Annotated in this window: 8 protein-coding genes; 4 read left to right on the top strand and 4 right to left on the bottom strand. The window is 54.1% G+C overall.

Annotated features, from left to right (window positions below):
- Nucleotides 1-59 precede the first annotated feature (59 nt).
- Nucleotides 60-1,277, bottom strand: coding sequence for a TolC family outer membrane protein (locus tag ACQG11_RS20575; protein ID WP_100248972.1), 1,218 nt, complete (start codon nt 1,275-1,277; stop codon nt 60-62).
- A gap of 851 nt (nt 1,278-2,128) precedes the next feature.
- Here ACQG11_RS20575 and ACQG11_RS20570 point away from each other — a divergent pair.
- On the top strand, nt 2,129-2,872 hold the full coding sequence (locus tag ACQG11_RS20570; protein ID WP_023300061.1) for a DeoR/GlpR family DNA-binding transcription regulator: 744 nt from the start codon (nt 2,129-2,131) through the stop codon (nt 2,870-2,872).
- A 13-nt stretch (nt 2,873-2,885) separates the two neighbouring features.
- Nucleotides 2,886-3,953 (top strand): oxidoreductase, encoded by a 1,068-nt coding sequence (locus ACQG11_RS20565; RefSeq protein WP_225303359.1) that lies wholly within the window; start codon nt 2,886-2,888, stop codon nt 3,951-3,953.
- A gap of 42 nt (nt 3,954-3,995) precedes the next feature.
- Here the strand turns inward: ACQG11_RS20565 and cybB are convergent, their stop codons facing one another.
- From cybB to ACQG11_RS20550, 3 genes are all read right to left on the bottom strand, one after another.
- Nucleotides 3,996-4,526, bottom strand: a complete 531-nt coding sequence (cybB, locus tag ACQG11_RS20560; protein WP_163346459.1) for a cytochrome b561 — start codon at nt 4,524-4,526, stop codon at nt 3,996-3,998.
- Nucleotides 4,527-5,034: 508 nt separating this feature from the next.
- Nucleotides 5,035-6,474, bottom strand: a complete 1,440-nt coding sequence (gene aldA, locus ACQG11_RS20555; protein WP_032624297.1) for an aldehyde dehydrogenase — start codon at nt 6,472-6,474, stop codon at nt 5,035-5,037.
- Nucleotides 6,475-6,673: 199 nt separating this feature from the next.
- Nucleotides 6,674-7,468 (bottom strand): YdcF family protein, encoded by a 795-nt coding sequence (locus tag ACQG11_RS20550; protein ID WP_022648057.1) that lies wholly within the window; start codon nt 7,466-7,468, stop codon nt 6,674-6,676.
- A gap of 391 nt (nt 7,469-7,859) precedes the next feature.
- On the opposite strand from ACQG11_RS20550, the gene ACQG11_RS20545 reads away from it, so the two are divergent.
- Both ACQG11_RS20545 and ACQG11_RS20540 read left to right on the top strand, forming a co-directional pair.
- Nucleotides 7,860-9,179 carry an MFS transporter gene (locus tag ACQG11_RS20545; RefSeq protein ID WP_032624298.1) on the top strand — a complete coding sequence of 440 codons (1,320 nt, stop codon included), beginning with the start codon at nt 7,860-7,862 and terminating at the stop codon, nt 9,177-9,179.
- Between the two features lie 158 nt (nt 9,180-9,337).
- Nucleotides 9,338-10,990: an MFS transporter gene (locus tag ACQG11_RS20540; protein ID WP_022648055.1), complete on the top strand. Its 1,653-nt coding sequence runs from the start codon at nt 9,338-9,340 to the stop codon at nt 10,988-10,990.
- The last annotated feature ends 10 nt before the right edge of the window (nt 10,991-11,000 follow it).

Here is an 11,000-nt window from a genome sequence, read left to right as displayed (position 1 = left end):
CCCTGGGAAAAACCACCCATTATTGTCTGACTTATTTCGCGCAGAAAGGCGCGCCTTTTTTAACTCAAATCAGGTAATTTCGCGGCAGCGTTTTTCTCTATTCCGATAAGCGGCATGAGATTATCCACCGCGGAGGCGTAATTAATCGCCGCGCTCCAGCCATCGTATTCAGCCATTATTTTCGCTGAGGTGGCAGACCAGACATCCTGCTCCACGCTGAGCAGATCGTTAATGCTGCGCTTGCTCAGGGTATATTCATTTTTGTAGACGTCGCGGGCGCGCAACGCATTTTCCAGCTGACGTTTTCCGGCCTCCATACGTCCTTGCGCCCCGGTCCAGTCGGCCTGTGCGACGGAGGCTTTTTGCAGGACATCAAAACGGGCCTGATCGACCTGAGACGATGCCATTGCCCTTGCGCCCTCGGCCTGACGGACGCGCGCCGAGACCGCGCCGCCCTGATAAAGCGGTGCATCAATATTGAGCTGGATCTGATCATCCCAGTACGCGCGATTATCAGACTCGTACCGGGTGCGGCCCCCTTTCAGGCTTAAGGTTGGCCAGTGCTGTGACTTCGCGGTTTCTACGCCGTACTGGGCTGAACGCTCCATGTTCTGCGCGGCCATCACCGTTGGGATCAGTGAATAATCAATTCGATTGAGAGAATCCGACTCCACGGCCAGACCTCCCGGAACCGGTGAATAGCGTTCAGCCTGTATGCCAGTTAATACCGCCAGCCGCGCGCGGGCGCTGTTCAGGGACGCATTGTACTGCTCTACCGTCGCCTGCATTCCGGCAATACGGGTGCGGGTCTGAAGCTCATCAGAGGTGGAGCTTACCCCTGCATCGGCGCGGAGTTTTGCCAGCTGCTCAACGTTTTTAAGCGCCTGCACGTTCTCTGTTGCCGCCTGTAACAGATCGCTGTAGCGTTTCACTTCCACATAGCTGAGGGCCGTTTTTTCCGCGACGGCAGACATCGTGCTCATCAGCTGGTAGCGATAGCTGTCACGCTGAGCTGAAGACTGGCTGATGCTGTTATTGGTCTTGCCAAAATCGTACACAAGCTGCGTCAGGCTCAGACCCCAGGCTGCGGAATTTCGCAACGAGCCGCTCGAATCGGTGGTCTGGCTGTGACCCGTACTCCCGTTCAAGGCTATTTGTGGCATCCAGCCACTACGCGCTTCGTCTATTTGTGCCTGGCCAATCCCCAGCTGTGCAGCCTGCTGACTCACCGACGGGTCGCGGTCAAGAGCGAAAAGAATACTTTCTTTCATCGTCATTGCCGCAACGGGAGATATCCCTACCAGACCGTTAGTTGCATGAGCCGCAGTCGCCACCAGTGAAATTAAGGTCAGGGAAGCAGATAATCTGAGCATCCTGTTATTGCATTTCATCTTTATAATACCCCCGACTTCAGGTGATGGCTAAATAATTACCAGGAAGAGGTACAAATAATTCACCCTATTTGCCCCACTCCTGTTTGATAAATTCCGCCAATAGTCGCCCACACCCATTTCAATTGAGATGAGAGCCGTACAATCTCTTTTTTTCTTTTAAGAATTTACTTAAATATTTATTGATTCGCAGCATAACAAAATGTGATATGAGCGACCACATCCGTAATGTTAATGTGGTGTTACAAATAAGAAAAAAGATGGGGTTTCTGGACAAATGGCTATTAGATGCGTTTACGCTGAATCATATAAACCCTCTGTAATTTAAGGAAAATTCTGAAACACCTTGATGTACATTTTTGCGTTTATTTCATCTCGAATCAGACACAAAGATTTTCAAAGAACTGTCAATTTAAGTCATTCGCTGATTAATATTAAATTATTTTACTTTAAAAAGAATATCTAATAGATATAAGCACCAATTTATATTTATAATCTGGTTTTATATTCTTATTCGAACTCCTTATTCGGTAGCTTTAACCAAATTTCTATGTAAAACATAGCGTTAACATCAGGTCTAAACGATACATACATGTTTTTGATGACTGATTAATGCTAATTCAATATTCACCTTATCAAACTGTTTTTGGACAACATCCCCCTCCTGTTACGATTCCCTTTCCTGTAAAATGCTGTAAACTGCATAGTATTGCGACATTTTGCAGGATACTGCACCCATGCATAAAACCGCCAGACAGAAATATGTACTTGAAATTATTACTGAACAAGGCCAGGCCAGCATCACTGAGCTGGCAGAAAAGTTGCAGGTTTCGGCGGATACCATCCGTCGCGATCTGACCGATCTGGAAAAACAGGGACTGGCACAAAAAAACCATGGCGGCGCCATCGCGCTGAATCTCTCGACGATGAACCGAGTTAGCAGGAATACCTTACTGCCTGAAATCAAGCAGCGGCTGGGTAAACAGGTTGCGCAGTGCGTACCTGCGGGCTCGACGCTTTTTCTGGACGCCGGAAGCACACTTCTGGCCGTTGCCTCTTTCCTGCAGGGACCGCTGACCATCATCACCCCTTCTCTTGATATCGCCCAGCAGGTTAGCGATCGGGAAGATGTCGATCTGATCCTGCTTGGTGGAAAGTGGGATCAGAAACAGCGCCTGTTTGCCGGAAGCGCCACCCTTTCGCTGCTCTCTCGCTACCGGGCGGATATCGCCATCCTTGGCGCATGCGCCATTCATGCCGAGCTCGGATTGAGCGCCAGTCAGGAGGCGGATGCCGAGGTGAAGCGTGCCATGCTGGCCGCAAGCCAGGCGCACTGGGTAGTCGCCGATCATCTGAAACTCAACCAGTGCGAACCTTATCTGGTTTCAGGGTTATCCCAGATTCATCAACTGTTTTTAGATCGTCCCTGGGCAGAGCTCGGGGACCATAGCGCCGTGCAGGTTACCGTTTGCGCGCATTAACGTGGAGAAGGTCATGAATAAAGTGAAGACAATGAATATTGCGCTGATCGGGTATGGTTTTGTGGGTAAGACGTTTCATGCCCCGCTGATCCAGTCCGTCGACGGCCTGAAGCTGGCGGTGGTCTCATCCCGGGATGAAGAAAAGGTCAAACGCGATCTGCCGGACGTCCTCGTTGTCGCCACCCCTGAAGAGGCTATTCAGCACCCGGATATCGACCTGGTGGTTATCGCCTCCCCTAACGCGACCCATGCGCCGCTGGCCACCCTGGCGCTCAACGCCGGCAAGCACGTAGTGGTGGATAAGCCATTTACGCTGGATATGCAGGAAGCGCGAGACCTGATTGCGCTTGCGCAAGAAAAACAACGCCTGCTCTCTGTCTTCCATAACCGCCGCTGGGACAGCGATTTTCTCGGCATTAAGCAGGTGATTGAGCAAGGCAGTATCGGCAAGGTAAAACACTTTGAATCGCATATCGATCGTTTCCGCCCGGAGGTTCGCGTGCGCTGGAGAGAGCAAAATGTTCCCGGCAGTGGCCTGTGGTTCGACTTAGGCCCGCACATGATTGACCAGACGCTACAGCTTTTTGGTCTGCCGCTGTCGGTACAGGGCAACATCGCCACCCTGCGTGACGGTGCGGAAATTAACGACTGGGCGCACGTGGTGCTGAACTATCCTGACCACAAAGTGGTCCTCCATTGCAGCATGCTGGTGGCAGGCGGCGTTGCCCGCTTTACCGTCCACGGCGATAAGGCCAGCGTGGTGAAAGCGCGCATCGATCAGCAGGAAGCCCAGCTTCTGGCAGGCGTCATTCCGGGTAGCGAAAGCTGGGGTGAGGACAGCGACGCTATGGTGCTGTTTAATGCCCAGGGTGAAGCCAGCGCTATCCCTGCGCCAAAAGGCGACCAGCGGCAGTACTATATAAACGTGCGCGATGCCCTGAACGGCAAGATTGACAATCCGGTCCATCCGGTGGAAGCCCTGGCGGTGATGGCGGTGCTGGAAGCGGCGGTAAAATCTTCAGAAACGGGTACAACTCAGGAACTGGATTTAACGGCGCAGGAGCGCGCGCAACTGCAATAAGCCGCAAAAAAAATGCCCTGCGGGTTGGCAGGGCATTATCGGTCACTGACGCTTTTTCGGCATCATGCGCAGCAGCGTATTGTCTCTCCAGAAATAGTGATGCATCAGCGCGGCAAAGGCGTGCAAACCAATCACAAAATACCCCAGATTCGCCAGCGTTACGTGCCACGCTTTTAGCGTATCCACCAGGTCAAAATTCCCCTCCGCCGCATGCGGCATCGTCAGGCCAAACGCAAACCAGTCATTTCCCCGGTTATACATCATCACCATGCCGATCAGCGGCAGCGCAATAAACAGCAGGTAGATAACCAGATGCCCCAGATGGGACAGCCCGGTGATCATCGCTTTTGGTTTCGGTTGAATGGGCGGAGCCGGGAATTTCAGGCGGATAAGCAGGCGCGCCACCATCAGCACCAGGATGCTGATCCCGCAGGAAACGTGGATCATATTAATAAGCGGACGATCGGTTCGCGGGAACCAACCTCTGAATTCCATGGCGCAATAGGCCATAATCACTAACAGAAAAACCAGCCAGTGAATGCTGATTTGCAGACCCGTATATTTTGTGCGCATGTTGTTTCCCGATAAATAACAGTTATCGCGCCAACATAACCACCTTTCCTGAAAATGTGAACCCCCTTTTACGGAGGGCCGAGTATTCCCAGTTATTTGAAATCAGAAGCATTAACGTGCCTTCAGAATAACGGAGGGATTACAGCGATGCCCAGGTCCGGCTGAAAATCGCTGAGGCGTTTGCCTTCCGGCCGGGGCGAGGCGCAGGGATGCGCCGAGAGGGCGGGCTTTACAGGGATGTTACCTCCGCCCGTCCCCGATAAGCCGGAAGGAATAAGCCGAAGGGACCGCGAAGCGGCGATTTACCGCCGGGAGCCCGGGTCGCCAGGGTGGTGGCGACTGAGCCACCCTGGCACGTTCACCGGTCATTTTGTTACAGAGTAGCAAGGAGCCTAAAGTGAACGGAATGACCACCAGAGCCGTATGTTCCCCTCACCCTAACCCTCTCCCCAAAGGGGCGAGGGAACTGCTCCGTGCACACATTATCTCGCATGGAGGGGGCTCCTGATTACGACTGTAAATAGACTACCTGCGTCTGCAAATACTCATTCAGACCGTGTTTGCCATCCGCCCCGCCGATCCCGGATTTCCGCCAGCCCGCATGGAAGCCCTGCATCGCTTCAAAGTTTTCACGGTTAATGTAGGTCTCGCCGAACTTAAGCCCTTTAATGGCTTTCATGGCGACATTCAGATCCTGCGTATATACAGACGAGGTTAAACCGTAGTCGCTGTCGTTGGCCATTTTCAGGGCCTCTTCCAGGGTGTCGAAAGCCACCACCGGCAACACCGGGCCAAAGGTCTCTTCGTGCATGATGGCCATGTCCTGATGTACGTCCAGCAGCAGCGTTGGGGGATAAAAATACCCTTTGCCCTCTGCCGCTTTACCGCCAAGGACCACTTTAGCCCCTTCCTGCACCGCGCGCGCCACCTTCTGCTCCACACGCTCCAGCGCGGCGGCGTTGATCAGCGGCCCCATGGCAATATCCGTTCGCTCAGCCGGATTGCCAAACTGGACGGCTTTCATTGCCTCGCCCAGACGATTCACAAAGCGGTCGTAGATCCCCTTCTGAACATAGACACGTTCCGCGCAGTTACACACCTGTCCGGTATTGATGACGCGTGAATCCACAATGGCCTTCACGGCCAGCTCGAGGTCGGCATCGTCCATCACGATGGCCGGGGCTTTACCACCCAGCTCCAGCCCCACTTTGGTGATGTTTTTCGCAGCCGCAGCCATGATCTTTTCACCCGCCCCGACGCTGCCGGTCATGCTGACCATCGCCACTTTCGGGTTCCCGGCCAGCTCCTGTCCGACGGTTTCACCGCGGCCCAGCACCAGGTTGAAGACGCCTTTCGGCAGGCCAATCTCGTCGACGATTTTGGCAAACGCAATGGCGTTGTTTGGGGTAAATTCGCTCGGTTTGATAACGATGGTGTTGCCGGTGATTAGCGCAGGAGCGAGCTTACGGGCAATCAGGAAGAAGGGAAAGTTCCACGGCAGAATGCCGGTGGTGACGCCAAGGGCGCGCTTAAACACCAGAATATTCTCGCCCGGACGGTCGCTCTGAATGATTTCCCCTTCATAACGGCGCGCCCACTCGGCCATATAGTCGATATAGTCAGCGGTAAAGTTAACTTCCACTTCCGCCAGCTGCTGGATCTTGCCCCCTTCGGCCACAATCAGCGCGCTGATTTCGCTGACGCGCTCGCGGATCCCGGCGGAAATTTTGCGTAGCCAGCTGGCGCGTTCAATGGCCGGCAGCGCCTCCCAGCCAGCCTGCGCGCGCTCTGCCGCGTCAATGGCCTTGCGGGCGTCCTCGGCGGTGCCATCGGGAATACGGGAAATGACCTCTTCCGTGGCCGGATTGATCACGTCAATCCAGGCATCACCCTGCCAGGCAACAAACTGTCCATCAATATACATAGGATGTTGTACGGGTACTGTCATAACCTGCTCCTGTAATCACACTGTTTTTAACAAGTAAACTTAATGTTAAAAACTATAATTACCGGGGCAATTGCCTACTCTATGAGTCTGTTTTTGTGAGATATCTCATAAAAGAAACGGGTCAGCCCGTTTCAAAAATCACAAATCGGCAACAAAGGCTGCCCGTTTGCGTAAAAGATGGCGCAAACGGGCAAGAGCATTACAGCAGAGAACGGCTCACCAGCGCGTCGGTGAGAATGACGTCGTTTCGCAGGATCTGCCACGCGGCGTCCACGTCGGCAGGGATATCGACATGGGCAATGAAATCACGTCCCGCCGGACCGTAGCCGTTGATGTCGTCCCTGAGTCGCGGAAATTCACCCAGCACCAGCGACAGGTAACGTTCTACCGGCCATAACCCCTCGACCGGGCCGCTGAACGCCAGACCGTCGTCACTGTTTTGCAGGACGGGCGTCAGGCCGGGATGACTCATCCATGCGGGCGATGCAGCCTCGTCGCGGCAAACGCGGGCAAACGTAGCCATTGTGCGACGCTGCATCGTCGGGTCCTGCACTACCAGCACCCGGGCGGCGTTCAGTCCGGACTGTTTCATCAACGCCCGGCTGAAGCGGGCGTTTTCGCCACAGTTGGTCGACTGATCCTCAACGTGAAGATGCTCAGCCGGAATGTTCCAGAATTCACGGGCGATGTCGGCCAGAATAGCCGCCTCAGCCCGCCCGGTGGTGGGTATCCTGTTATAGCGGGGGTGCTTAGCAATCGCGGCGTAGAGGAAGGTCGTCGAGTGACCGATCCCGCCGCTGATGATCAGAGGAACCCCCTGTTCAGCCGCGATTTTACAGGCAGCATCAATCGCGGGGATCACCGCGTTACCCGCCAGAATCACCAGATCAACGGGCTGGTTGTCCTGATAGTCGTCCTGAGCAAGCCACGCCCCAACGGTATTCACGGCGTCGAGTGTTGTGCCAGGCAGACAGGGGAAAAGTGCCATTGTCATCGTTACCTCCTTACAGCATTAATCTTTAGAGTACTTCACACAACGGGGGTGAAAAGGAGATCACTCTGAAAGCCGAGGTGCTCATTACGCTGCATATTTGTCATTTTGATGAAATAACCAGAAACATCCAAAAACAATTGGGTTGCACCCTGAGTTTGTGCTTTTGATTATCTGCCCTTCAACACATCCTGCCACAACAGCGTGCTGAAAAAGCACCAGTTGCTGCTTAATCCATCGTGATCTGACCCGTTTTAGTTCTGGCTGACTTGCCAAACGTAACATCCAACCCTAAGTTGCTTAACAATTTCACAACCATTACACACCGACAGGTTGCACCTGAAGCGCGCCAGGTAACACCTCTATTATCATCCACGTGGCGGAGTTTTGAGTCATGACACAACATGAGAGCACGACAACGGTATTGCGGAAAAACAAAAAGGTATTAATTGCCAGTCTTACGGGAAGTTCTATTGAATGGTTTGATTATTTTCTCTATGGCACCGCTGCCGCGCTGGTGTTTAACAAGATTTTCTTTCCGATGGTCGACCCGGTAATCGGGCTGATCCTCTCCTATCTCTCCTTCTCGTTGACCTTTTTTATTCGCCCCATTGGCGGCGTTCTCTTTGCACATATCGGGGATCGTATCGGTCGCAAAAAAACGCTTGTCCTCACCCTTTCATTGATGGGAGGTGCAACCGTGATGATTGGCCTGCTGCCCACCTACGACATGATCGGGATGTGGGCGCCCGCGTTGCTGATCCTGATGCGTATTATTCAGGGGATGGGTATCGGCGGTGAATGGGGTGGCGCGCTGCTGCTGGCTTACGAGTATGCTCCAGAAAAACGCAAAGGCTTCTTCGGCAGTATTCCGCAGGCGGGCGTTACCATCGGCATGTTGATGGCGACATTTATCGTCTCGCTAATGACGCTGTTCAGCGAAGAGGATTTTCTCTCCTGGGGCTGGCGCATTCCGTTCCTGCTCAGTTCCGTGCTGGTAATATTGGGGCTTTGGATCCGGAAAGATATTGACGAAACGCCTGATTTCCAGAAAGTGAAAAAATCCGGCCAGGTTGCGAAAGCTCCGCTGCGCGACACCATAAAACACCACTGGCGTGAAGTGCTAATTGCCGCCGGGCTTAAGGTTGTTGAGACAGCACCGTTCTATATTTTCTCCACGTTTGTGGTGAGCTACGCCACTACCACCCTGACCTATCAGAAATCCCAGGCGCTGGAGGCAGTAACTCTTGGCGCACTGGTCGCCACTATCATGATCCCGCTGATGGGGCTGCTCTCCGACAGGGTTGGCCGCCAGCGTATGTACGCCGTCAGTGTCTTCGTGCTCGGCCTGTTTATCGTGCCCTGGTTTATGCTGCTGAATACCGGTACCACCTGGGGAATTGTGCTCGCGACCGTTATCGCTTTTGGCGTACTGTGGGCACCGGTGACGGCGGTTCTCGGCACGCTCTGCTCTGAAATTTTCAGTGCCAACGTTCGCTACACCGGTATCACGCTGGGTTATCAACTTGGGGCCGCGCTGGCGGGCGGAACGGCACCGCTAATAGCTACCGGACTGCTGGCGAAATACGACGGCGACTGGGTACCCGTGGCCTGGTATCTGGGCGTGACGGTCGCTATCTCCCTCATTGCAATTTTTTGTGCCAGCCGCATCAACCGTGAACGCCACCTTCAGGCGCAGCCGGAACAGCGATAATATTATTGCGGCTCCGTTCGCGAGCCGCACTTTTTCTTCATCATTCCCTCTACATTTGATTAACATACAATATTCGTATTCACTTGAATTATGATTTGCGTCAGCCGTAGAATCATTAGCCCGCTCACAATTCAACATTTTTAAAGGTAAACCCCGTTATGCGCCTGCCCCAACGCGATCCTTATGCTCCTCGCGAGTGGCAGCCACACGAGAAACCCGCTCTGCTGGGTTCCCCTTCCACCCCGGAACATCCGACGTCGAAACGGATCGCCTATGGCGTGGTCGGCCTGCTGGTGTGCCTGACCGGGGCGCTGGGTAACGCGGTCGTCACCGCCAATCTGCAAAATCTGCAAGGCACCTTCGGCGCCTGGTCGACTGAAATCGCCTGGCTGCCTGCCGTCTATGTCATGACTAACGTCTCTATCAACCTGCTGCTGGTAAAGTTTCGCCAGCAGTACGGTTTGCGCGCGTTTACGGAAGGCTTCCTGGTGCTGTATGTGCTGGTCACCTTTTTCCACCTGTTTGTGAACGATCTCAGCTCGGCGCTGATGGTACGGGCGGCACACGGGATGGTCGCCGCCGCGCTCAGCTCGCTCGGCATTTATTACCAGATACAGGCCTGGCCCGCGAAGCACCGACTGAAGGCGCTGACCATCGGCATTACCGGTTCGTCGCTGGCGATACCGCTGGCGCGGCTGTTCTCCACCGAGCTGTTGCAGCTTGATGAGTGGCGTGGGCTGTACTTCTTCGAGCTGGGTTTGGCCCTGATCTCACTGGCCTGCGTGATGGTGCTGAAACTGCCCCCGGGCGATCGACGCAAAGTTTTCGAGAAGAAAGATTTCATCACCTTCTTTTTGCTTGCGCCCGGTATGGCGCTGTTGTGCGCGGTTCTGTCGCTAGGGCGTCTGGAATGGTGGTTTGAAACACCGTGGATCGGCTGGGCGTTGGCTCTCTCGCTGGTGCTAATTGTCTGTGCAATCGTCTTTGAACATAACCGCAGCAACCCGCTGCTCAATACCCGCTGGCTGTCCAGCGGCAGCATCGTACGCCTGGGGTTGATTATGCTGCTGATCCGCATCGTACTGGCGGAACAGAACACCGGCGTCATCGGCTGGCTGCAATATGCGGGCCTACAGAATGAACAGATGACCCATCTGGCGTGGTCTATTTTCGCCGGAATCGTCTGCGGTATCGTCACCAGCTGTCTGACGATCAAACCCACTAAGCTGGCCTGGCCGATTATCACCTCGCTGGCGCTGATGATTGTTGCTTCGCTGCTGGACAGCCAGTCCAACAACCTGACCCGGCCGGATCAGCTGATGTTCAGCCAGTTCCTGCTTGGTTTCGGCAGCGCTTTCTTCCTCGCCCCTGCGATGCTGGCCGCCATTGGCGGGGTGATCGCCGATCCACGCAATCTGGTCAGCTTTTCCGTGATGTTTGGCATGAGTCAGAACCTTGGTGGCCTGCTGGGTTCTGCAATCCTTGGTACCTTCCAGACCTGGCGCGAGAAGTACCATTCCAGCCTGCTGGCTGACCAGCTCACCACCCTCAACCCGCTGGTGAACGAACGCATTCAGCTTTACACCCAGATGTATAAAAGCCTGGTTGGCGACAGTTCCCTGTTGGGAACCCAGGCCATTATTCAGCTTCAGACGGTGACGACGCTTGAGGCAAACATTCTGGCTTACAACGATACTTATCTCCTGACGGCGAGCATTGCCACAGCCACGCTGGTCTGGATTTTATGGCGCTTGCTGCGCCTGCGCATCACCGCCCGTATGGCCCTTAAGAACGCCACTGGCAATAAGTAATGACTATTTT

The organism is Enterobacter cloacae complex sp. 372C4, assembly GCF_050030615.1.
GTDB lineage: Bacteria > Pseudomonadota > Gammaproteobacteria > Enterobacterales > Enterobacteriaceae > Enterobacter > Enterobacter intestinihominis.
The sequence above is the reverse complement of the archived record's forward strand: the minus strand, read 5'-3'. Positions and strand labels throughout refer to the sequence as shown.

Excerpts from the sequence above, each read along its gene's own strand:
- cybB (WP_163346459.1), bottom strand. The coding sequence starts at position 4,526 with ATGCGCACAAAATATACGGGTCTGCAAATCAGCATTCACTGGCTGGTT.
- ACQG11_RS20570 (WP_023300061.1), top strand. The coding sequence starts at position 2,129 with ATGCATAAAACCGCCAGACAGAAATATGTACTTGAAATTATTACTGAA.
- ACQG11_RS20540 (WP_022648055.1), top strand. The coding sequence starts at position 9,338 with ATGCGCCTGCCCCAACGCGATCCTTATGCTCCTCGCGAGTGGCAGCCA.
- ACQG11_RS20550 (WP_022648057.1), bottom strand. The coding sequence starts at position 7,468 with ATGACAATGGCACTTTTCCCCTGTCTGCCTGGCACAACACTCGACGCC.
- ACQG11_RS20575 (WP_100248972.1), bottom strand. The coding sequence starts at position 1,277 with ATGACGATGAAAGAAAGTATTCTTTTCGCTCTTGACCGCGACCCGTCG.
- aldA (WP_032624297.1), bottom strand. The coding sequence starts at position 6,474 with ATGACAGTACCCGTACAACATCCTATGTATATTGATGGACAGTTTGTT.
- ACQG11_RS20545 (WP_032624298.1), top strand. The coding sequence starts at position 7,860 with ATGACACAACATGAGAGCACGACAACGGTATTGCGGAAAAACAAAAAG.
- ACQG11_RS20565 (WP_225303359.1), top strand. The coding sequence starts at position 2,886 with ATGAATAAAGTGAAGACAATGAATATTGCGCTGATCGGGTATGGTTTT.